21 protein-coding genes are annotated in these 22,557 nt (G+C 57.4%); 14 read left to right on the top strand and 7 right to left on the bottom strand.

The genetic code is table 11. The features are described from left to right. Positions 1 to 39: 39 nt before the first annotated feature. Positions 40 to 1,089 carry an alpha/beta hydrolase family protein gene (locus ACPOL_RS00795; RefSeq protein WP_114205370.1) on the top strand — a complete coding sequence of 350 codons (1,050 nt, stop codon included), beginning with the start codon at positions 40 to 42 and terminating at the stop codon, positions 1,087 to 1,089. Positions 1,090 to 1,154: 65 nt separating this feature from the next. On the opposite strand, the gene ACPOL_RS00800 is transcribed toward ACPOL_RS00795, so the two are convergent. Next, positions 1,155 to 2,150 carry a TraB/TrbI/VirB10 family type IV secretion system protein gene (locus ACPOL_RS00800; RefSeq protein ID WP_114205371.1) on the bottom strand — a complete coding sequence of 332 codons (996 nt, stop codon included), beginning with the start codon at positions 2,148 to 2,150 and terminating at the stop codon, positions 1,155 to 1,157. Positions 2,151 to 2,435: 285 nt separating this feature from the next. Between ACPOL_RS00800 and eno the strand changes: the two genes are divergently transcribed. The 3 genes from eno to gpmI all read left to right on the top strand — a co-directional run bounded on the left by eno (position 2,436) and on the right by gpmI (position 6,243). Then, positions 2,436 to 3,836, top strand: a complete 1,401-nt coding sequence (eno, locus tag ACPOL_RS00805; RefSeq protein ID WP_479686125.1) for a phosphopyruvate hydratase — start codon at positions 2,436 to 2,438, stop codon at positions 3,834 to 3,836. A gap of 74 nt (positions 3,837 to 3,910) precedes the next feature. Continuing rightward, positions 3,911 to 4,618: a DUF2059 domain-containing protein gene (locus ACPOL_RS00810; protein ID WP_161557113.1), complete on the top strand. Its 708-nt coding sequence runs from the start codon at positions 3,911 to 3,913 to the stop codon at positions 4,616 to 4,618. Positions 4,619 to 4,632: 14 nt separating this feature from the next. After that, positions 4,633 to 6,243 carry a 2,3-bisphosphoglycerate-independent phosphoglycerate mutase gene (gene gpmI / locus ACPOL_RS00815; RefSeq protein ID WP_114205373.1) on the top strand — a complete coding sequence of 537 codons (1,611 nt, stop codon included), beginning with the start codon at positions 4,633 to 4,635 and terminating at the stop codon, positions 6,241 to 6,243. A 68-nt stretch (positions 6,244 to 6,311) separates the two neighbouring features. On the opposite strand, the gene ACPOL_RS00820 is transcribed toward gpmI, so the two are convergent. From ACPOL_RS00820 to ACPOL_RS00830, 3 genes are all read right to left on the bottom strand, one after another. Further along, positions 6,312 to 6,971 (bottom strand): hypothetical protein, encoded by a 660-nt coding sequence (locus tag ACPOL_RS00820; RefSeq protein ID WP_150132858.1) that lies wholly within the window; start codon positions 6,969 to 6,971, stop codon positions 6,312 to 6,314. A 148-nt stretch (positions 6,972 to 7,119) separates the two neighbouring features. Continuing rightward, positions 7,120 to 7,947, bottom strand: a complete 828-nt coding sequence (locus ACPOL_RS00825; RefSeq protein WP_114205375.1) for a rhomboid family intramembrane serine protease — start codon at positions 7,945 to 7,947, stop codon at positions 7,120 to 7,122. A gap of 96 nt (positions 7,948 to 8,043) precedes the next feature. Further along, entirely contained in the window at positions 8,044 to 9,495 is a 1,452-nt protein-coding gene (locus ACPOL_RS00830) for a M20/M25/M40 family metallo-hydrolase (RefSeq protein ID WP_236657143.1), read from the bottom strand. Positions 9,496 to 9,884: 389 nt separating this feature from the next. Here ACPOL_RS00830 and ACPOL_RS00835 point away from each other — a divergent pair, with 389 nt between their 5' ends. Beyond that, on the top strand, positions 9,885 to 10,079 hold the full coding sequence (locus ACPOL_RS00835; protein ID WP_114205377.1) for a hypothetical protein: 195 nt from the start codon (positions 9,885 to 9,887) through the stop codon (positions 10,077 to 10,079). Then, entirely contained in the window at positions 10,076 to 10,453 is a 378-nt protein-coding gene (locus tag ACPOL_RS00840; protein WP_114205378.1) for a carboxypeptidase-like regulatory domain-containing protein, read from the top strand. Before ACPOL_RS00835 ends, ACPOL_RS00840 begins: the two co-directional genes overlap by 4 nt. 92 nt (positions 10,454 to 10,545) lie before the next feature. Here the strand turns inward: ACPOL_RS00840 and ACPOL_RS00845 are convergent, their stop codons facing one another. Continuing rightward, a complete protein-coding gene (locus ACPOL_RS00845; protein ID WP_114205379.1) occupies positions 10,546 to 12,501 on the bottom strand; it encodes a 30S ribosomal protein S1 in 1,956 nt (651 codons plus the stop codon). Positions 12,502 to 13,002: 501 nt separating this feature from the next. On the opposite strand from ACPOL_RS00845, the gene ACPOL_RS00850 reads away from it, so the two are divergent. From ACPOL_RS00850 to ACPOL_RS00860, 3 genes are read left to right on the top strand one after another with little or no spacing between them, the layout of a single operon-like run. Then, positions 13,003 to 13,605 carry a cupin gene (locus ACPOL_RS00850; protein ID WP_114205380.1) on the top strand — a complete coding sequence of 201 codons (603 nt, stop codon included), beginning with the start codon at positions 13,003 to 13,005 and terminating at the stop codon, positions 13,603 to 13,605. 30 nt (positions 13,606 to 13,635) lie between these two features. Continuing rightward, positions 13,636 to 14,217: an HIT domain-containing protein gene (locus ACPOL_RS00855; RefSeq protein ID WP_114205381.1), complete on the top strand. Its 582-nt coding sequence runs from the start codon at positions 13,636 to 13,638 to the stop codon at positions 14,215 to 14,217. A gap of 38 nt (positions 14,218 to 14,255) precedes the next feature. Continuing rightward, a complete protein-coding gene (locus tag ACPOL_RS00860; protein WP_150132859.1) occupies positions 14,256 to 14,660 on the top strand; it encodes a hypothetical protein in 405 nt (134 codons plus the stop codon). Positions 14,661 to 14,682: 22 nt separating this feature from the next. Here the strand turns inward: ACPOL_RS00860 and ACPOL_RS00865 are convergent, their stop codons facing one another. After that, entirely contained in the window at positions 14,683 to 16,044 is a 1,362-nt protein-coding gene (locus ACPOL_RS00865; protein ID WP_161557114.1) for a DNA recombination protein RmuC, read from the bottom strand. A 266-nt stretch (positions 16,045 to 16,310) separates the two neighbouring features. On the opposite strand from ACPOL_RS00865, the gene ACPOL_RS00870 reads away from it, so the two are divergent. Then, entirely contained in the window at positions 16,311 to 16,559 is a 249-nt protein-coding gene (locus ACPOL_RS00870) for an acyl carrier protein (protein WP_114205384.1), read from the top strand. Between the two features lie 2 nt (positions 16,560 to 16,561). Then, on the top strand, positions 16,562 to 17,809 hold the full coding sequence (gene fabF, locus ACPOL_RS00875; RefSeq protein ID WP_114205385.1) for a beta-ketoacyl-ACP synthase II: 1,248 nt from the start codon (positions 16,562 to 16,564) through the stop codon (positions 17,807 to 17,809). An 87-nt stretch (positions 17,810 to 17,896) separates the two neighbouring features. Here the strand turns inward: fabF and ACPOL_RS00880 are convergent, their stop codons facing one another. Next, positions 17,897 to 18,667 (bottom strand): YIP1 family protein, encoded by a 771-nt coding sequence (locus ACPOL_RS00880; protein WP_114205386.1) that lies wholly within the window; start codon positions 18,665 to 18,667, stop codon positions 17,897 to 17,899. A 449-nt stretch (positions 18,668 to 19,116) separates the two neighbouring features. On the opposite strand from ACPOL_RS00880, the gene queC reads away from it, so the two are divergent. The 3 genes from queC to ACPOL_RS00895 all read left to right on the top strand — a co-directional run bounded on the left by queC (position 19,117) and on the right by ACPOL_RS00895 (position 22,525). Beyond that, the gene (gene queC / locus ACPOL_RS00885; protein WP_114205387.1) at positions 19,117 to 19,869 is read left to right on the top strand and encodes a 7-cyano-7-deazaguanine synthase QueC; all 753 of its coding nucleotides are present in this window, start codon (positions 19,117 to 19,119) and stop codon (positions 19,867 to 19,869) included. Between the two features lie 137 nt (positions 19,870 to 20,006). Further along, on the top strand, positions 20,007 to 21,131 hold the full coding sequence (locus ACPOL_RS00890; protein ID WP_114205388.1) for a tetratricopeptide repeat protein: 1,125 nt from the start codon (positions 20,007 to 20,009) through the stop codon (positions 21,129 to 21,131). A gap of 122 nt (positions 21,132 to 21,253) precedes the next feature. Continuing rightward, complete coding sequence (locus ACPOL_RS00895; RefSeq protein WP_236657145.1) at positions 21,254 to 22,525, top strand: molybdopterin molybdotransferase MoeA; 1,272 nt, start codon at positions 21,254 to 21,256, stop codon at positions 22,523 to 22,525. The last annotated feature ends 32 nt before the right edge of the window (positions 22,526 to 22,557 follow it).

The following is a 22,557-nucleotide window of genomic DNA, read 5'->3' on the forward strand; positions in this document are numbered from 1 at the left end:
CTCAAATTGATATCGTCGTGCGATTCACCAAAATCCGCCATGTTATCCAGAAAAAAGCTTTTTCTTGTCTTTGCCATTCTCCTTCTAAGTAATCAGTTCCAGGCCCGGCCTCAATCGCCCGCCGCTCCGCTGCCCCCGACGATTACTGCGCCGGACCGTCCACAAGACACTGCCCCATCCTCCTCCAGCGTTGAAGATTGGAGTAAGCTCTCGCTTCGCGAGAGCGACCTGCACCCCGACCCTCCGCTTGCCGGCCAGACCGATACCGTTCCCGAATTCACTCGGGAACTGCTGCGGGTGCAATGGCGCTCCGGAGATCCTATCGATCTCTATATCGTCCGTCCTGCAGGGGTCGCAAAACCACCAGTCATTGTGTATCTCTACGGATATCCTGGAGAGGCAGTCCGCTTTCTCAACAGCAGCCTGTGTAAGACGGTTACCCGGAATGGCTTCGCTGCCGTTAGCTTCTCGTCGATGTTGACGGGACAGCGGTATCACGACGTTCCGATGAAGCAATGGTTCATCAGCGACCTTCAGCGGTCATTGGTAGGCACCACCCACGACGTTCAGATGGTTTTGAACTACCTGGAAAGCCGCGGCGACTTCGATATGACTCGAGTTGGCATCTTTGGGGAGGGTTCCGGGGGGACAATTGCCCTGCTGGCGGCATCGGTCGATTCCCGCATTCAGGCAGTTGATGTTCTCAATCCTTGGGGGGATTGGCCCACTTGGCTGGCAGCATCTCGTGTCGTGCCCGATGCGGAACGAGGGGAGTATCTGAAGCCTGACTTCCTGAAACCAGTTGTCCCGTTCGATTCGGTGACTTTGCTCCCGAGATTTACCCGAGTGCCACTACGCCTGCAACAGAGCCTCTGGGACGATACCAAGACACCGGCTGCCGCCAGGCAGCACATCGCCTCCGTGCTGCCCTCAACTGCAGAGTTGGCCCAATACAAAAGCCAGCAAGAGTACTACGAGAAGGTTGGCAACAATGGGAAGATGCTGGATTGGATGTATGCCCATCTGCCACCGGCAAAGCCTGCTACAAAAAGCGCGCTGGCTTTGCAGCCCTCTCCCGGCAACCCCTGATACGAGGCCGCTTCGCGGAGCAGTCAAAGAAAACGAACCGATGCCGAGCATTCTAAAAAAAGTCGTTAGTTGTTTTGCACCGGAGTGATGGACATAGGCTGAGTCAGACTGAGGGTGAGGGTCGAATTCCTGGCTACTTTGACGGGTGCCGGATGCTGCACGAGGATGTTTGTCGTCATGACGCCCGCGCCAATCAAGGTGCCCACGATCGCGCCGGTTGGGCCGCCCATCAAAGCGCCGGCAGCCGCGCCTGCTCCAATGCCTGCACCTTCTTTGATCACATTAGTCTTTAGCCGGGAACTTGGCCTAAGAGCGCCCTCGCTATCGACCCGGGCCTTGCTGTTGGTATCGATCACCTGAGCCCGCAAAACGTACCTAGACCCATCCGGCAGCACCACCACATCGGGACGCAGACGGATCGTCGCTGGACTGCCGAACCGGCGGCCTTCGGTCACATGCACTACTTTGCCAAGCACCTCAGAACCCTGAGGGATAACCACACGTCCGGCCGAAAGAACATCGGCCTCGACTCGCCCAGAGAAGTCGGATCCCGGCTTCGACTCACCAGTAGCCAGTTCCTCATCGAGCGCCATCCGAATCGTTGTTCCCTCAGAGAGCTCCCCCGGACGCTCCGGCGCTCTGGTCACGATGTCTGCATCCTGGTTTGCGCTGGATCGATGGCTGCGAATGTCCGGCGAGGGCGCATTTGGAGGGTCGCCGATCATCCCGTAATCTGGATTCCAATCCGACGCCGGTTTGGGCGGAACATTGCTTGACGGAAGTGGCTGTGCAGCTACTGTCGGCGATGGGGATGGAGCCGCAGTTGTAGCGGCCGACGGAGCAGCAGTTGCAGCGGTCGACGGAGCTGCAGCTGCAGCGGCCGGCTGAGCAGCGATCAGCTTGGGCGTCGAGTTGGCGTCTCCGGTCGTGATCGTTTCGTCCGGCGGCGGTTGCGATACCCCCGAATAAGGGCTGGGTTTAGGAATGCTCTGCCCTTGCAGATTCGAGGAAAATGCCGCAACTCCCGCAATCAACACAACCGCAACTCGTTTCTTGCTCATGCCTACAATCGCTCCACAAAAACTGATAGTTTCTACCTCTAACAGAAGGGTGCCCAACGCTGTCGGCTGTAATCCCCACACCTTCCACCTCCATGATGCGGCAATGCAGCAGTTCTGCCGCACTGAAATCCCAAACGCACCTTGAGAGTAACGATAGGATCTCGGGGGTACTTCTTGCCTCGTAAAGCCCAGATACACGAAGAATAGACCCTCGCTTTGTTAGAATTCGAGCGAGCACCTGTAGAGAGATTCACGCGCATTGGACAGGGCGGAGGTCGATCGGCCATGCACAGTTTTATCGAGACGATCGGCGACTCTGCGGGAAACGCAATCCCGGTCGACCGCCGTCCGAAATTGAACGACCGCTTACAGCACCATATTGTTAGGAGTGAAATGACTGAAATTGCTGCAATTCATGCCCGCGAGATTCTTGATTCGCGCGGTAACCCTACCGTCGAAGCAGACGTCGTGCTAGCCAGTGGGGCAATCGGCCGGGCCGCGGTGCCCAGCGGCGCATCGACCGGGGAACACGAGGCCGTCGAGCTGCGCGATGGCGATAAGACCCATTATCTCGGCAAAGGGGTGCTGCAAGCAGTCGAAAATGTCGAGAGCATTCTTGCTCCTGAACTCGCTGGAATGGATGCCACCAACCAGCGTCTGCTCGACGCTACCATGTTGTCGCTGGACGGAACACCGAACAAGAGCCGGCTGGGCGCCAATGCCATCCTGGCTGTTTCCATGGCTGCAGCAAGGGCCGCCGCTAGTTCGCTGCACATCCCGCTGTATCGCTACCTTGGCGGGGTGAACGCCTGCATCCTGCCGACCCCGATGATGAACATTCTCAATGGCGGTGCGCATTCCGACAATAACGTCGACTTCCAGGAATTCATGGTCATGCCGATCGGCGCGGAACGCTTCTCCGACGCCCTCCGCTGGGGAACCGAAGTCTTTCACACACTCAAAGGAGTGCTTAAGAAACGTGGTTATTCAACCGCAGTGGGGGATGAAGGCGGCTTCGCGCCATCGCTGAAATCCAACGTTGAAGCGGTTGAAGTCATCCTCGAAGCGATCGAGCTTGCAGGGTTTAAAGCGGGTGAAGACATCGCTATCGCACTCGACCCCGCCGCCAGCGAGTTCTATGACAAGGAACGCGGCGTCTACGTTTTCAAGAAGAGCGACAAGTCGGAGTACTCGAGCGAAGAGATGGCGCGCTTCTGGGAGAGTTGGACGAAACAGTATCCGATCATCTCGATCGAAGACGGTCTTGCTGAAGACGACTGGGATGGCTGGAAGTACCTGACGGAATTGGTCGGGGAGCGAATTCAGCTGGTCGGCGATGATCTCTTCGTCACCAATACCGAACGGCTCCAGCGCGGTATCGACGAAGGTGTCGCCAATTCCATTCTGATCAAGGTCAACCAGATTGGTTCCGTCAGCGAGACGCTCGAAGCTATCGAACTCGCTCGTCGCTATGGCTACACCTCGATCATCTCGCACCGCAGCGGCGAGACTGAAGATACCTTTATCGCTGATTTAGCAGTCGCGACCGGCGCCGGACAGATCAAGACCGGCTCGGCCTCGCGCACCGACCGCATCGCCAAGTACAACCAGCTGCTCCGCATCGAAGAAGAGCTGGGCCAAGCAGCCGAGTTTCTGGGGCTGGAGTCGATCAACTACGGCGAGTAGCGCAAATCCCAATTCCTGCGCCAGCGATCTGCCCTGCTGGCCCCTTACTGATGAAGTGTTTCAAGGAGATTCGAATGAAGATCTTGCAGTATGCAGCTTGTGGACTTTGTCTCACTCTGACGGGAGCCGCACAGACTGCTGCCCCGGCGCCAACGCCGGCTCAAAGTACCGCCAAGCCAGCCAGCCAACCAATGCAGTTGAGCACCTTGGGAGGCACCACCGTCAAGGGTCCCGAACACCCGCTCACACTCGACCAGATGAAGGTCCTCTACGTGGCGATGGGATATGACAAGACGATTGATCAGAACCTGCAAGCCATGGTAAGCACGCAGCGGTCGCGCGCCTCCTTCATCCCCGCTGATTTCTGGGATGATCTCGATGCCAGCTTCAAGAAGATCGACTACACCCCCGCGCTCCTTGATGTTTATAAGCAATACCTCTCCACCGACGATGCCGCTAAGCTCATCGACTTTTCGAAGACCGACGCCGGCAAGCATTTCCTCGAGAGCATCCCCGCCACCTCCCGCGAAGTAGCCCAGGCCGTGCAGAAGGAGCAGCAGGGTGTAGGCCAGGAGGTTCAGGCCCGGCACAAGGATGAACTCGACGCAGCCATCAAGAAGTATCGCGAAGAGCACCAGCCAAAGGCCGCTCCTTCGTTAGGCGGGCCTTCGCCATCCGGCGCTTCTTCCGGCTCCTCGTCTTCGCCATCGTCTTCCACGCCGGCGCCAAGTTCGCCCTCAACTTCGACTCCTCCGCCAGCCTCCACCACTCCCAAAAATTAGCAAGCGAGGCTGCAATGTCGATTTATAAGAAACCCCTGGTCCTGGCCATCCTTGATGGCTGGGGCTACCGGGCGGAAACCGCCGCGAACGCAATCGCCATGGCCCGAAAGCCGGTCTATGACAAATTGCTGGCCGACTTCCCCAATACGCTTCTCCACGCTTCGAATCATTTCGTCGGCCTGCCCGACGGCCAGATGGGTAACAGTGAAGTCGGCCATCTGAATATCGGCGCTGGCCGCATCGTCCACATGGATATCACCCGAATTGACGCATTGATCGCCAGCGGCGAATTCTCGTCAGACCCGGTGATCGCCTCGGCCATCAAACACGCCGGAGAAGGCCGCCGGCAGCTGCACCTGCTCGGACTGCTCTCCGATGGCGGCGTCCATTCTCACCAGCGCCATCTCTATGCATTCTTGAAAGCGGCAGCCGACCACGGGCTTCAACAAGTCTTCGTCCACGTTTTTCTCGATGGACGAGATACCGCCCCAACCGGCGGCGCGGGCTACATCGCCGCTCTGCAGCAGAAGTTCCTCGAGTTTGGAGTTGGTCAAATCGCCAGCGTCTCGGGTCGCTACTACGCCATGGATCGCGATCGCCGCTGGGAGCGAGAAAAGAAGACCTTCGATGCGATGGTCAAAGGTAGCGCAGAAGGCGGAGCCTACGCCGACCCCATCGCCCGCGTCAACGAGTGTTATCACAACGGCATTACGGACGAGTTCATCATTCCCTTCGTCGTCAGCGAGGCGGATGGGCAGCCGGTCGGAGTGGTTCGCGATGAGGATGTGTGTATCAACTTCAATTTCCGCGCCGATCGTGCGCGTCAGATTACCCGTGTACTCGCGCGGAACAGCGGGCTCACCAAGGTTGACGGCGCCGATCTTCCCGGAGCAGCGGAGCTCGACGAAACGATCCCCCGCGCCGAGGTACCGCATCACCTGCATTACGTCTGCATGACTCAGTACGACAAGCAATTTACCTTGCCCGTCGTGATTCCTCCCGAGTCGATGGAGAACATTCTCGCGAACGTCCTCGCTCAAGCGAATCTCCGAAATCTCCGCATCGCTGAAACGGAGAAATATGCCCATGTCACTTATTTTTTCAATGGCGGCATCGAAACTCCGTTTCCTGGAGAGGACCGCTTCCTCGTTCCTTCGAAGAAGGTCGCGACCTACGATCTTGCCCCGGAGATGAGCGCTGAAGGCATCGCCGACGCGGTCATCAAAGCAGTTGACGATACCGCTTTCGACCTCGTCGTCGTCAACTTCGCCAATGCCGATATGGTCGGCCACTCGGGGAAGATCGAACCGACGATCAAGGCCGTTGAGACCGTCGACACTCAGCTGGGAAGGATCTACCAGGCGCTCAAGCACAGCGGAGGGTCGCTGCTCATCACCGCCGATCATGGCAATGCCGAACTTATGATCGATCCGGTAACCGGTGGCCCTCACACCGCGCACACCACGAACCCGGTGCCGTTCATTCTGGTGAATGAGGATGCGGCCAAATACACCCTGAGGCCGGGTGGCTCGCTGCGCGATCTCTCTCCGACCGTGCTTGGCATTTTAGGCCTGGAAAGGCCCAATCAGATGACCGGAGGCGATCTTCGCCTTCCTAAGTCCTGATCACGGCAACGGACTATTTACGCCCGGGCGGCCCTGCGCCTGCAGGGTAGCCCGGGGACTCTTACAAGCTACTTCTTGATCGCTCCCCACTTGTAGACGACCCCGATCGAGGCCGCAACGTCCTTCTGAAAGGCAAGTCCGTAGCGAGTGGGCTCAAAATCAATAATCGCCCGCGCTGACCAGTTGGGCTTGATGTTGTAGTCGAATGAGACCCCAGTCGCCAACGCGAATGCCAGTTGATTATTGGGGAGGTTCAAGACGTTCGGCTCAACCCCTGCGGACTTGAAGGAGGTATCGAAGATCCCATAGGTCCCGCCCAGCAGGAAGTGATAGTCGACCGTGTATTTTGGATCGCGGAGCAGGCGAAAAGTTGGTCCGAATAGAAAAAGATGTTCTGAGATGGCTGGGTTCGTAATGTTGAACGCGTTCGCGGGAACTCCCACGTTCCCATAATAGTTCCCGGTACTCGCAGTAAGTCCGACAACCGGTGTGATCCATCCGGTGACCTGGGCCTTGAACCCCATCAGATTACCCTTCGACGCGTGGCCGATGGTGGTGTTGAATCGTGCGTACCCATACCCGCCGAAGGCGTCCCAGCGATTGTTGTAGTCGGCCAGCGTTACGCTCAATGGCGGCGCTGTCGCGGTAACCTGGGCTGACAAATGGGAGGGGAGGATAAACAATGCGGAGCACAGCGCTAGGCGCAGAAAACGTTCGACAGAAGACACCCGGATCAACCACCTCTTACCGAAAATATCGCCTTGGAGCGAAGCCGCTCGACACCGGCAATTGCAGGGAAATCATCATTCTTCCCACTGTTCTCCCTGGCAATTCTAAAGATACACGCTGACGGGAAAGGGTGTCGGAACCATCCCCTCAATTCATCCATTTCCGGTCGTTCGGATTCTTGGCCTCGTCGGGGTCGACATACCGCCCTTCATGATCGAATTTCACGTCGCGGTTGTGTTTGCGCATGTAGACTTCGAACTTGCGAGCCGCCCGGCGCCGCTTCCAGCGGTAATACTCATTGCGAAGACTAAAGATTCGTTCGCTGGTCGCGAAGCTGATGCTTCGGCTGCTTGACCGCCGGGCATAAAAGAACCCCAGGAGTCCGCCGCTCAGGTAAACCACCAGGGGCAGGATGCTTCCCCCACCAAATAATCCGGCAATCGCGACCAACGCGTAAATGATGACCAGGTACTTCGCCTTAATACCGATCGGTAGCGGGAAGAGGAAGAACTGTTGTTCTCCGAACAAGACCGCGAACGCGGCCAGCATGCCAAAGATGCCAGCCTGGGCGCCAGCAGCCATATCGATCGGCACCAGCCTTGGAATGTGCGCAAAGCTTAGAAGCGTCGCCAGCAGCGCTCCACCCACCACCGCTACAAAGTAGATCTCCGTCACCCAGCGGCTCCCTTTGGCCTCCTCCAGGTAGGAGCCGATGAACCACAGCGAGAGCAGGTTGAACAACACTTCAAGGATTCCATGGTGAATGAAGCTATAAGTAACCAGCTGCCAAACCTGCCCATGGACCACATCGCTGGGGGTCAGAGACAGCAGGACAGAGAGGAATCCGGCTGCTGAACGATTCACCGCTCCCAGCAGCAGCAGCACAAAGAAGACGGCCAGGTTGGCCAGCACCAGACGCTTGATAAAGCCGCGGAAGGGGGGGAAGGCGAGCGTATTGGAGCCGATGCGTGCCATAAATATCGTCTCCTATTGTCTCAGGTTTTTCTCGCCGCACCTCTCATCCGCCGCACCTCTGATCCATAGCCAGACAAATCGCTGCGGCGTCGGCCGCTATCTTTCCGGCACTGGGGTCACTGCGATGCTCCTGTGCCCGGCTGGGTCGAGAGCACGGACGCCAAAGATCACGTTGTCCTTGGAGACGGGCAAAGTCACTGCAAGGATTCCGGCCGATTGCGGGGCGACTTCCAGGCTTCGCTGCCATAGGGGAGCGGAGGTCTCTCGCCAAACCACCTCGTAGGCCGTGTTTGCTGGAGCGCCCAGGCCTGCAGCCCAGTGGAGCGTCGTATTGTTGTCTAGATTCTTCGTGACGATCGTGACATTTTGAGGAGGAGCCGGTGCGGAGGCTAGTGTCGCCAGCGTTGCCGCGTTCAGCCGCGCCACATTCGCGACATAGGAATAATCGACAAACTTGAGCAGATCGCCGTATTCGACACCCTTTTCAGTACGGACGTCCTGGTGCTGGTGGTTATAGTCCTCCCGCCACTCGGTGAAGCGGACGGCCGCAAAACCCTCCTGATTGAAGGAAGTATGATCGCCGCCACGAAGATAACGGTCCCGACGGAAGATCAGTACCGGATGGAAGGCTTGGAGGGCCGATGCGCCGCTTTGTGCGCGACTGCCATCCTTCGATGGCGTTGCGAAGTAACTGCGACTTACTTCAACTACACTTCTTGCCAGCTCCCGGGAAGGCGAGTCACTCTCCGCCCCCAGGCCCATGATCCGCTTGATCTCCGCTGGTGTCGCCGTTGCTGGAATACCTTCGGAAAAGACCCGTACCGCCGACTTGTCCTGCAAGGTCTCACCGGGAGTCGTGTTTCCTCCGACGATATCGTTGTTGAGCACGCCCTCCAGCTGCCACCCCTCGCTTTTAGCAAACTCCGCCAGGTGCAGGCTGCCGTTAAGCCCCTGCTCCTCCCCAGCCACGGCCACGAAGACCAGGGTGGCCGGGAGCTTCAAACCCTTCGCTCGCATGTTTGCCAATACGCGCGCACACTCGAGGCTCACGGCGACGCCGCTAGCGTCATCGTTCGCCCCCGGCGCCTCGGCCTCGGTCTCCATCGGACCAGTGTTCCGCGAATCATAATGCCCCGTCACTAACACCATCCGTGCGGCCTGGGACGGATCACTTCCCCGCAAGATCGCGTAGACGTTGGTGATGGTTGTCGGCTTGGGAATTCGCCCTTGTGGTGGTGGCTCCGGTTGCTGCGTGAAGCTGTCCCGCTTCACTTCCAGGCAGCCTCCGCAAGCGACGGAATAACGTTGAAACTCCGCGGCGATCCAATCCGCAGCGGCGGTAACACCTTGCCCGGAAGCCAAATTCGTATCCATGCTCGACAAAGTGTTCCGGTTGTGAAAACTCACCAGCTTTTCAATCGATTGCCTTATCTGAGTTGGCGAGATCTCCTTCAAAGCCTGTCGAATCGCCGGATCGCCGGGAGCGGCCACAATCGGTTGACCGCTGGCATCCATATTGCCGGAGTTGTCTTCAGAGAAAACAGGCAATGTGCAGTTCGCCCAGCACGTTAAGATTAATAGGAAAACTCTGCAGTAAAAGCGTCCGAAACTTGAACGATTTCTCATCCTTGGTTTTAGAGATAACGAGCATCCGGACATCCGCAAACTCCTCGATTGAGCAACTTAATCGAATAGCAAAGGTCTCAACGTGTGTGCTTGACGCGAGCGAGCCCTATTCCCTTGAACACTGTAGGTTATTGGGAAGGAAACATGCATCGTCTCGGCTGCGTCATCATCAGTGTAATACCCGCGGCGTCCGAGCTTTCCTATGGATTGCTTTGTGAGTTGCGCATTCCGCGGTGATGAACTGTATGGAATCTTCGGATGGCCATAACCATGAAAGTCAGTCAGAATACTCCAAGGATTGGAGAGGTCTAATGGCAATTTGCTCTGAATGTGACAGCGTTCTCGACTTCGACGTCGAAGAGGTCGACGAAGGCGACGTGATTGTCTGTGACGAATGCGGTGCAGAGTATGAGGTCGTCGGCACCGACCCGCTCGAGTTGAGTAAAGTCGACAACGAAGGCTATGAAAGCGATGATGCCGTGGTCGTCGATGAGGAAGAGGAATGAGCATCGCCCATCACCGAAAAAGTAATCGCTCTTATTGCTTCGGACTACTCACTTTTTTCTTTTTCACACTCACAGTTGCTTGCCTGTCAACTCCTGCCCAGGCGCAGGCCAGCCAAAAGGTGGTTCAGGGTAAGGTTGTCGGATCGAATGATGAGGTTCAACCGGGGGCGATCGTCTATCTGAAAAACAGCAAGACCAACGATATCAAGAGCTTCATCTCAACCCAGGACGGCAGCTACCGTTTCGGTCAGCTTTCCCCCGATGTTGACTACGAAGTGTGGGCTGAGTACCAGGGAAAAAAGAGCTCCACCAAGACTGTGAGCTCCTTTGACTCGAAGAAACTGTTGATCTACTCGCTTAAGCTTGGGGGGTGAAGTACCCTGCACCCAGTCAGCAGCTTGTTAACGCAAAATGAAAACGCCACCTTCGCGGTGGCGTTTTCATTTCTTATGCTCGGTTACAAGTTCTAGCCACGCTTCCAGTTCATCAAGTCACCCAGAGTCGTAGTCGAACTAGAGACCGGAGCCTTGTAAGACTCCACCTCAGCCCGGCTGGCCTCTTCGCCAACTGCGCGGATGCTCAAACCGACCTTCTTCTCATCCTGATTCATCTTGATGATCTTGAAGTCGTGCTCTTGGCCGGCCTCGAGCTTGATTGAGTTGCCGTTGCCATCGGCGGCCTCGGAGACATGGCAAAGTCCTTCAACCCCTTCAGCGATCTCGACAAAAGCGCCGAACTGCGCCGTCCGAAGTACTTTGCCCTTGACGACATCGCCTACGCGATGCTGCGCAAAGAAAGTCTCCCAGACGTCCGGCTGGAGTTGCTTGATACCCAGCGAAAGCCGACGATTTTCCGGCTCGACGCCCAGCACCACGGCCCGCAGTTTCTCGCCCTTCTTCAGGATCTCGGAAGGGTGCTTCACCCGCTTGGTCCAGCTTAGGTTGCTGACGTGAACCAGGCCGTCAATGCCGTCTTCAATCTCGATGAAAGCGCCAAAGTCGGTCAGGTTTCTCACCCGGCCCTCGACAATCGTGCCGGCAGGATACCGTCCCGACAGATTCTCCCAGGGGTTCTCGAGCAACTGTTTCATGCCCAGCGAGATTCGACGGTCGGTTGAATTGACACTGATGACAACGGTTTCGACCTCATCGCCCGGCTTGACTAATTTCGACGGATGCTTCATCCGCTTGGACCAGGTCATCTCGGAGACGTGGACCAGGCCTTCAATCCCCTGCTCCAATTCGATGAACGATCCATAGTCGGTAACGCTCAGTACCCGTCCGCGAACTCGAGCCCCGACGGGGTACCGCTCGACGGCGTCCAGCCACGGATCCGGTGTCAGCTGCTTGAAGCCCAGTGAAACCCGCTGCTTGTCCTTGTCGAACTTGAGCACCTTGACCTGGATCTCATCGCCGACGTTGACTAGATCCCGTGGATGCGTCAAACGTCCCCAGGACATGTCGGTGATGTGCAGCAATCCGTCAATCCCGCCCAGATCGACAAAAGCGCCGTAATCAGTCAGATTTTTCACCGTGCCGGTGAGAATGGTGCCCTCTTCAAGGTGCTCCAGCGTCTCATTCCGCTTGGCGGTCTGCTTCTCCTCAAGAATTTCCTTGCGGGAGACAACCACATTGCCACGCTTTTTGTTCAGCTTGATGACCCGGACTTCAATCGGCTGACCGATGTATGTATCCAGGTTGCGAACCGGCCGAACCTCGAGTTGCGAACCAGGCAGAAATGCCTTGATCCCGATATCGACGGTCAGTCCGCCCTTAACCCGGCCGAGAACGATGCCTGTGACCGGCGTCTTGTCCGTCGCCGCCTTTTCGATGACGTCCCAGACCCTATGCCGCTGCGCCTTTTCGTAGCTCAGCAGGTATCCGCCCTCTTGCTCCTCGCGCTCGACAACGACTTCAACGGTGTCGCCGGGCTTTAGCTTAGGCTGGCCGGTATGGTCAATGACCTGCTCGATCGGGATCAGTCCTTCGGACTTCAATCCGACATCAACGACCACGTGCTTGTCGGTCAGCTTGATAACTGTACCGGTCACGATATTGTCGTCAAAGGCCAAGGTGGCAGCCTCAGCGGCCTGCTCACGGTCGAATGACTCTAGAGCAGCGGCGAAATCCTCCATCGACATGTCCGAATCAGAATCATCGGCAGCAGACGCGGAGGAATTTTCGCTTGCGACGGCTTCTGCCGCAGGCACGGCGGTTGCGAGCGCCGGGGCTTGCACTAACCGGCTATCGGCGACAGCATGAAGCGAGTCCAAGGCCGCAATTTCTTGGGAATCGGCTTCGGGGTTGGGGGCGAATTCGTGGGACGGCTCTGCTTGCTCCGTCGCTGCATCAAGGGTTAGGGTTTCCATTTCAGTGCTCAGGGGTGTGCTCTCGGTTTGTTCAGGATTTAGGACGTCTGCCATTGGGTGCCAGCTCCGGGATCGATCGGTCGGCGGTCCCGTTTTCCGCCCTGCAGATTAGCGAGCCGCTATGCTCGTTTAAGCATGGCTCAGTTCCTGCAGATTTACTTCGCGTATCGTTGTGAATTTTTTGCAACAATCGCAAGAGCGCCGGGACTACTGCCGAATTTTTGTCGCTGACGGATCGGACGTTCAAGAGGGGGGAAGGAGTGAGTGGCCAGGGTTAAGTGGCCCGGCTCTACTTCGTCTCCGATCGGGAGCATCCGGCAGGCAGGGAACAAGATTGCGGCGTTTGCAGGTCACGCAAAAAATCCCGAACGCAGACCTACTCAGTAACTATAGCAATCGGGCCGAATGAGTGTCAATGCAGGTACCCACAAAGAGCCGCAAAGCCAGCCGATTCGCGGCTCCTAGCGTTTGAACCATCCTACGGCCAAACATAACGGTCTGGGCATCGTATAAGTTTGATCGTTGTCGAGAAGGTAATCCAAAGAGGTTGCTAGAATGAATCGCCGTCACTTTTCGTCTATCCTGGGCGCGCTTGGGCTGCTCCCAATTCGGTCCATACTGGCGGAAGGCGGGTCAGCCGGGAAAAGGCCATCCTCTCCTGAACAACTTCATCTCACCCGTAACGGCTGGATGCCCAACAACGACAGACTTCCTGTGCTGCTTTATCGATCTGCCTTCCGCATTTCGTCCGGAAAGGATGCCGCTGCGTTCTTCGAGCAGATTTTCACCAAGAATGGATGGCCGCCACAATGGCGGAACGGTGTCTACGACTTTCATCACTACCACTCTACCGCTCACGAAGTGCTCGGCTTCGTCGCAGGCCACGCTCAGTTGATGCTGGGAGGAGAAAATGGCCTTGAGATCTCGGTAGAGGCAGGCGATGTAGCTGTGCTGCCCACCGGAACCGGTCACTGCAAAATCAGCGCCAGCCCGGATTTCCTGGTGGTTGGAGCTTACCCGCCCGATCAGTCGTGGGACATCTGCCGAGCTGCTCCATCGGCAATCGCCGTCGATCGAATGAGCCGTCTCCCGTTTCCAAACTCCGATCCGGTCGAGGGCGCGCGTGGCCCTTTAATTCACCTTTGGCGGAGCGTGTAGCCACCCTCAATCTCGCCTATACTCACGCATATGGATCATCTCTGGACCCCGTGGCGCTATGCCTACGTGAGCGCCGCCGACGGCGCAGAGCGGCAGGGTGTCCCGCACGAACTGGCTGCCTGGCCGGGCGATCATCATTGCGTGTTCTGCAACATGATCGCGGCAGTAGACTATGCCGAACTGCACGGAATGCCCATTGCAGAAGCGGAGCGCGCAGCTGGCATTGTGCATCGCGCCGGTCACACCTTCCTGTGTCTCAACGCGTATCCATACGCGAGCGGCCATGTGATGATTGTCCCTTATCTGCATGGGAGCTCTCTCGCTGCTCTCGACCGCCTCATCAGCCATGAAATGATGGACCTTGCGCAGCAGACGGAGCGCCTCTTCGCCGACCTTTATTCGCCGCATGGGATGAACTTCGGTCTGAACCTCGGCAAGGCGGCCGGGGCTGGCGTTGCCGGACATCTCCACCTCCACGCCTTGCCTCGCTGGGATGGCGATACCAACTTCATGACCACCACCGCGGAGACGCGAGTCCTGCCTGAGGCGCTGACCATCACCTGGGAAAGAATGCGCAAGGCATTTCTTGAACCGTCCGTTCAAAAGTGTTGATCGCCACCCTTTTGGATCCGCGACTGAATGCGCATCCAATGAATCAAAACTCTGTAGGAATATTTCGAGAGAAGTTCAGCGAGGGCAACATGCCGGGAAGAGCGACAGTTAAGTCTACAGCGAAGCCGCAATCCACACCCGCGGCCAATACTCCACCCAAAGTGAAGGCGAAATCCACTCCGGCCTCTAACCGGCCCGAAGCAGGAGCGAAAGAAGATGAGCACGCAACAAAAGTTGATGCGCCGACGGCCGTCCAACCGGTCGAGCCAGAGGACGCTTACCTTACCGGCGTAAGCCGTTCTTTGCAGCGCCGACTCTTAGGACTCAACGTGCAGGGGTCGCAAGGACAAGCCAAGCCCCACCCTGAGGCAACATCGGCCGGCTTGCACTCTACCGGATCGTTCGCCGATGAGAAGCCGGCGGCGAAGACCAAAAAGAAGTAGTTTGGCTTTGTCCCTGTTGGTCTTAGGGCCGCAATAAGCGGGAGGATTCTGACGGAGTTACGTCCCAGTCCTCTGCTCGTAGTGGGCGGGTGTCGAGTGCCAGCGATCCGATGCTCTCAAGCTCAGCGGTCTGCGCCTCGATGCCTAATTCCCTGAGTTTCCGCGCCTGCGCAAAAACTCCGCCGCGGCCTTCGACTACATTGACCAGGCTATCGAAGGCCTTCCCTGCCTTGCGGATCCCGTTACCCACTTCAACAAGATATTCGTGGGTCTTACTTAATTTTTTGTAAAGGTTCAGTCCGGCTTCTTGAATACGCACGGCGTTGTCCGTGATCTCGCTCTGCTGCCACCCGATCGCGACGGCCCGAAGCAGCGCAATCAGCGTAGTTGGAGTCGATAGGACTACATTGGCTCTGGTCCCGTATTCGATCAGGCCGGGATCGCCCTCCAGCGCGGCGCTGAAGAGGGCCTCGCTGGGCAGGAAACACACGATGAAATCGGCCGAACCGCTAAAGCGTTCGAAGTATCTCTTCTTCTGCAAGTCTTCGATATGGCGCTTGACCTGGGCCGCGTGCTGCCGAAGTTTTTCCCGGCGGCTGTCGGCGTCAGGGGCCGCGAGCGACTCGAGAAAGGCCACCCAGGGCGTCTTGGCATCGATGACGATGCAGCGTTTGTTGGGCAGGTTGATCACTACGTCCGGGCGCACCGATCTGTCGGCTTCCCCTTCGCCAGCAAGATGCACCTGCTGTTCGAAGGTGCAATGCTCCACCATGCCTGCGAACTCGATGCAGTTCTTAAGCTGCTGTTCTCCCCAGTTGCCCCGGGTATTCGGCGCCCGCAGCGCCTGGACCAGATTGCCCGTCTCTTTGCGCAGATCGCTATGGCTGCTCTGGATGCCTTCTACAAGCGTCTTGACTGCAGCGTAGGCTCCCTCTCGCTTGACTTCGAGATCCTGGGTCTCTTTCGCCAGCGCCTCGAGCGTCTTCCGCACCGGTTCGAGCAGATTTGCGATGGCCGTCTCTTTCTCTTCGAGTTTTCCCTTGGCCTCCACCTGCTGGGCGCCAAGCTGTTCCTTCGCGAGCAGCAGAAAATCCCTGCTGGTGTGGCTTAATACGTCGCTGGCGAGCCCCTTGAAGCTGGCGTGTAAGGCCTCCTGGGCGTGTGCCAACGAACCCTTTTCCGCAATCAGCCGCTCCTCCAGCTTGGCAATTTCTATCTGGGACTCACGAAATTTCTCCTGCAGCAATTTCCCGTCTTCGGCGAGTAGTGCGAGTGAAGCTTGTTGAGAGGCGATCCGCCCTCGTTGGCTCAACCAGCCCAGCACGTAACCGGCAACAATCGAAAGCAAGAAACCAAGAAGCAGGACCGGCAGGGAAACGAGCATACTCCTATCCTTCCACCGTCTTGGCATCAACGCCAGCGCAGCCGGAGGAAAACTCCGCTGGTTTGTCCCCTGGTTGGCTTTACACTACCTTTCGTGCTCAGTAGACTTGGAGTTTCGGGGTTCGCTCCTCGAGGCAGCATGGTGTCACGAGCAAGACAATCGGGTCCTGCTCCGCCGTCGAGATAAACCTCGCCAGCCGGCATCTCGTACACTTAAGGCATCCGCTTTTCGGTGATTGCAGTTCTTATAATTTGACAGGAGAAGACATGGCAGCAGCAGTGGAAGAAAAGGTTAAACAGATCATTGTCGAGCAGCTTCAGGTGGATGAAGCGGAAGTGACCCCCAGCGCGTCGTTCCAGGAAGATCTCGGCGCAGATTCGCTCGATGTCGTTGAACTAGTCATGCAGTTCGAGGAAGCCTTTGATCTCGAGATTCCCGATGAAGATGCTGAAAAAATCAAGACGGTGAAAGACGCGACTGACTACATCGAGAAGAATGCGAAGGGCGGTAAGTAGCTTTGTCAAGGAGGGTAGTTGTAACCGGTATTGGGCTGATCTGCGGAGTTGGCAACACCACCCCCGAAGTCTGGACCAATCTGCTAGCTGGCAAAAGTGGTATGGCTACAATTACTGCTTTCGACACCACCGATTTTCCGGTCACCTTCGCCGCCGAAGTAAAGAACTTTGACCCTCTCAAGTTCATAGAAAAGAAGGAATCGCGCAAAATGGGCCGGTTCATCCATTTTGCCTTAGCCGCGACCGCCGAGGCGATGGAATCATCCGCGCTGAAGGTCACACCGGAGAACGAGGAGCGGGTCGGTGTCCACATCGGCTCCGGGATCGGCGGATTCGACGTCATCGAGCGTGAGCACAGCAACATGCTGCGAGGCGGCCCCCGCAAAATTTCGCCGTTTTTCATCCCCGCCGCGATCATCAACCTCGCAGCCGGCAATGTCAGTATTCGCTATGGGGCCAAGGGGCCGAACGAGGCTACGGCCACCGCTTGCACCACCAGCGCGCATGCGATCGGGGATGCTTACCGGCTAATTCAGCGGGGAGACGCCGATGCCATGATCGCCGGGGGCGCCGAAGCAGCGATCACGCCGATGGGCGTTGGCGGGTTTGCCGCCATGCGCGCACTCTCAACCAGAAACGAGGACCCCGAGCACGCCTGCCGTCCGTTTGACAAAGACCGCGATGGCTTCGTGTGCGGTGAGGGCGCGGGCATTCTCATCCTTGAAGAGCTTGGATTCGCCCAGGCCCGAGGCGCAAAAATATTGGCCGAGGTGATCGGGTACGGGATGAGCGCCGATGCTTTTCACATCACCGGAATGCCTCCTGAAGGCGAAGGCTGTTTTCGCGCTATGCGCAACGCCATCAAGAGCGCCGGTATCGAGCCTGAACAGATCCAGTACGTTAACGCTCACGCCACCTCAACTCCATTGGGCGATGCACTCGAGACCGCCGCGTTGCGCAAGCTTTTTGGCGAACACGCCACGAGCCATAAGCTGCTCGTCAGCTCCACCAAGTCGATGACCGGCCACCTGCTGGGCGGAGCCGGAGGTCTGGAAGCAGGCATCGTCATCCAGGCACTGCTGAACCAGGTTGTGCCCCCGACCGCGAACCTGGTCGACCCTGACCCGGATTGCGATCTGAATTATGTTCCGAACAAGCCGCAGCAGGCCGAGGTCGAGATCGCGCTCTCGAACTCGTTTGGCTTTGGCGGCACAAACGGATCGCTCGTCTTTAGACGCTGGAGCGAATAAAGCACGTCTAAAGCGTTCGCGAACCGATAGAGCCCTGGCGGAGACCGATGCAGCGGTTTCGCCGGTTTGCCCGTCTTCCTCACTCGGTCATCCCTGAAACGCAGCGAAGCCGACGCTGACCATCGTAAGCAATATCCACCAGCCGACAACTGCCACTGCCGCCGATCCTCGCTTCACCTTGGCCACGATTGAAGAGCCGATGATCAAGAGAACAACCGTCCAGATGGTGAAGACATCGAGCGAACTGCCAAGCGAGAGCAGCCATTTCGGACTGTCGGTCGGCAAGTAGTAGCCGAGGTTGGTTCCCACCGGATTCTGCAACTGAAAAGACTCGCCACTGAGACCGGCATAAAGAACGATGATGCTGAGGACGGACTTGATCGACCCCGGCAACCCTGCATAGACGAAGACCGCAAAGATCTGACGGTATTTTGCCTGTCCGCCGAAGCCGAAGTTTAACGTCCCCAGCAGAACAGCACTTGCCAATACCCAATAGAAGAGGACGAAGACAGGAAACGCATACGAAATGTATCGATAGCTTGCCACCATTCTGCTGCGGACAACGGGGCGCTGCTCGACTGGGGCGTTGTTAATCTGGTCGGCTTGCGATGTGTTGGTCTTCAAGGCGTTTTCGAGCACCTGGTCCCAACCCACCCGCTTTTCGACGGCAAAGACGAAACCGTAACCGATGACAAGCATGATCAGGAATGGAAACCACCAACTCTGGTCCCTCAAGATGTCCGTAAAGGTCTTAGTGGGAGCGATGAAGGTATCGATAACCCTGTCTCCCTGGCTGAGGGGACGAGTGCTTAATCCTTCCCCTGCAGCTGCGGTTGCTGGAGTGCCGATTTCAGTCATAAGTCTCCTGGGAATCAGTCGCACAAACGGATTTGCTTCGCTCGACGCATGTGGTCATGGCGGCCGCCGCATCTTTGGCGCGATTGTACCCCGGAACCGGCCTGGCAAATCGGAATTCTTTTCGTGTCTATGAAGCTGAGGCAACCATCATGTCCAGGCGTCGTGCCTCAGGGTTGACAGCCTGACAGCCGCTGCACCCTCTCGCCTGCCGCCTCGAGCCTCGTCCGTTGTCAACTCGCAATATCGTTTGTTTCCAGTTGAGAGGTTGTGCTTGGCTACGGTTCATTCGATTTGCCAAGTCACTGTTCATTGGCGCTCAACTTGTTCATTGGCGCTCAACCTTGATCGAAGACAAACATCAGATTCCAGTTCCGGCCGAGTGAGCATCGGCTCGCTAGGCGCGTTACCATTGGAAAGGAGATGAGTCGGAAGGAAATGAGCGGGAAGGAATGAGTGGGAAGCAAGTAAGTCATCCGCAGCAACTTGTATCTTCGAAGCGCCCGCGAGCCGTCGTTTGCCTTTCAGGAGGCATGGACTCAGCCGTCTGCGCAGCTCTTGCCGCCCGTGAATCTGAGGCTTTTGGCCTTCACTTCAGCTACGGTCAACGCACGGAGCGGCGGGAGCTTGAGAGTGCCCGGAATGTCGCGAAGTCTCTGGGCTTTGCCGAATTTCTACCCCTGAAGATCGACATTTTCCGGCAGATCGGCGGATCCGCCCTCACTGACTCTTCGATCGATGTGCCGGCTGCCCCGGAGGCGGAACCGATCGGGGAATCCATTCCGGTGACCTATGTGCCATTCCGGAACGCTCATTTTCTATCCGCGGCAGTCAGTTGGGCTGAGGTGCTGGGCGCAAAAAAGGTCTTCATCGGGGCGGTCGAGCAGGATAGCTCCGGCTATCCCGATTGCCGGCCAGCGTACTATGAGGCGTTCCAGCAACTGATTCGCACCGGAACTCGCGACGCGGACATCGAAGTGCTCACGCCACTCATCCATATGCGGAAGAGTGAGATCGTTCTGCTTGGCCTTGAATTGTCCGCGCCGCTCCATTTAACGTGGTCATGCTATTCAGGCGAAGAAGAAGCCTGTGGCGTATGCGATAGCTGTGCGTTGCGATTACGAGGATTCGCACAGGCAGGGGTCGAAGACCAGATTCCCTACCGCGGCCGCCGAATGGCTGGAGCGTTTTCGCAATCGGTGTAGGTCGAAGAAACCCGCTGACCTTTTCCTGAAGAAAGGGCCAGTTTGGCTTTCGCAAGAAGCCACAGATTTGTGAACGTGCTTTAGCGAGCCGATGCTAGGCTGCCCGAGCTGACTAAAAAGATTCGAAGGAGAAAAAAATGCGCAGATTTAAATTGTCACTGGTAGCCGCCCTGTTGGCTCCCCTGCTTGTCGCAGTTCCAGCCTTTGTCAAGCAAGCGGCCGCCCAAGCCGCGGCCCCGGCGGCAACCGGCAGTATTCACGGTCACGCTCAGGATCCGGTTGGCATCGCGATGCCCGACGGCATTATTACCCTCTCTACGGACGGCGGCAAGACCGCCAAATACACCTTCAATACCGATCCGAATGGCGACTACAAGGGGACGGGAATCGCTCCCGGCACCTACACGGTCTCGCTTAGAAAGCCGGACACGGCGCCCGACAAAGTCGTTGATCAGTTTCCCGAAGTGAAGATCGCCGCTGGCGCCGATACGCTGCAGGACTTCGACCTCACGCGCGCCGACTATGTAGCCAAGATGACGCCGGAGCAGAGAAAGCAAGCTGAGGATCTGCGGGCAAAGAATGCCGCTGCACTCAAGGAAAATTCGGTCATTAAAAACCTGAATGCGAACCTGGTGAAGGCCCGCGACGATAACAAGAACAAGAACTATGCCGAGGCCGAATCCCTGATGACCCAGGCCACCCAGGCCAAGCCCGATGCCGCGGTATTGTGGCTCGAGTTGGGAATGGCGCAATCCGGGCTCAAGAAGTACGACGATGCTGCAACTTCGCTCAAGAAGGCGATTGACATAGATGCCGCCTCCAAGAAACCGAATCCGGAGATACAGGGAGCGGCCGGCAACGCCCTAGGCGAAGTCCTTGCCAATCAGAAAAAGGTGGATGACGCCCAGGCTGCCTATGAAGCCGCAGCCAAGATCAACCCGACGCAAGCCGGCATGTATTACCAGAATGAGACGATCGTGATGTCCCGCACCGGCAACGTCGAAGCGACGGTAACCGCCGCGGACAAGGCAATCGCCGCCGACCCCACCAAACCCATTCCCTACTACCTGAAGGGACAAGCGCTCATCAATAAGGCGACCGTCGATCCCAAAACCCAGAAGATCGTCGCGCCTCCAGGATGCGCCGAAGCCTACCAGAAGTATCTTGAATTGGCCCCGGACGGACAGTTTGCGAACGACGCGAAGAGCGTTCTTGGCGAGATGGGCCAGACTGTCAAGAGCAGCTACAAAGCAAAAAAATAGTCCTCCTCAGGATCGCTCCCGCTCTTAAAGTTAAGGTGCGGGAGCGACAACCTGCCAGATACGCAGTTCCTTCTTCCGCCAATTTGTATCCCTAAGCCTCCGAAACGCTTTAGGATGAAGATGTGGCAGCAAATCCAATCCCCTCCGTCCTGAGTTTTTCCGCCGCCACGACGCTGGTCCGTGAGCACGCGGCGTCACTTCGCTTTGCTTACCCCCGCAAGACAGAAATTCTAGGCCTGGCACACGCGCTCGGCCGGGTTCTTGGGCGGCCGGTGCTGGCGGACCGCGATCAGCCGCCATTTGACCGCTCGACCAGAGACGGTTATGCCTGCCACGTCTCCGACCTGCTGACCGGCAATGCTATTCCGGTTACCGGGCAGATTCGAGCTGGCGATCCGATCGAAATACCGCGAGCAGCGCTTGTGGCAGGCCACGCCGTAGAAATTATGACCGGAGCACCGGTCCCCCTTGGCGCCGATCATGTCGTCATGTTTGAACATGTCGAGCACGACCCAGAGGCGGATACAATCCGTATGACGCCCGAGCAGCTGCAAAATCATCCGCCTGAATCGGGAGCAAACATCGTGCCCGCCGGCGCAGAGGCGCGCCGTGGAGACATTATTCTTCACGCGGGCACGCGACTGGTCCCGGCCCACATTGCTGCTGCTGCCGCTTGCGGAGCGTCCCTGGTTCATGTGTACGCACCCCCCAGAGTTTCGATCCTTGCGTCTGGCGATGAATTGGTTGACCTGGATGCGACTCCTCTGGCGCACCAGATCCGTAATTCGAACAGCTACTCCCTGGCGGCTCAGGTGACCGCCGCGGGAGGACATCCTCATCGGCTGCCACTGGTCCGCGATGATCCCGGAAGTATGCAGTCGGCCATTCGGATGGCGATGGATTCGGATTTGCTGCTACTCTCCGGCGGCGTCTCGATGGGCAAATATGACTTTGCCGCCGAATCGCTTCTAGCGCTCGGCGCAGAGTTTTTCTTCACTGGCGCCCTAATTCAGCCGGGTAAGCCAGTCATCTTTGGACGCCTCCCCCAGGCTGGCGGGATGAAGTATTTTTTTGCGCTTCCCGGCAATCCAGTCTCGACCATGGTCACCTTCGCACTCTTTGTGCATCCCTTGCTTTGCGCTTTGGCCGGAGATGACAACAGCGTGCCGAGATTCGTCCTGGCGACCCTGGGATCTACGGTGAAGGCGAAGCCGGGTCTCACTCGATTTCTCCCTGCGATCCTAAGTGGCGGCATTCATCCTCAGGTCAATCCGATCGAATGGCAAGGTTCCGGGGACCTTGCCAATACTGCGGCCGCGAATTGCTTCCTTGTTGTGCCGGCCGATCGGGGAGCCCTCGAAGCCGAGGATGTGGTGACTGTACTTCTGAATTAGCCGGTCAGCGATCAGATAGCGACGATCAGACG

This window comes from Acidisarcina polymorpha (genome assembly GCF_003330725.1).
In the GTDB taxonomy this organism is placed as follows: domain Bacteria; phylum Acidobacteriota; class Terriglobia; order Terriglobales; family Acidobacteriaceae; genus Acidisarcina; species Acidisarcina polymorpha.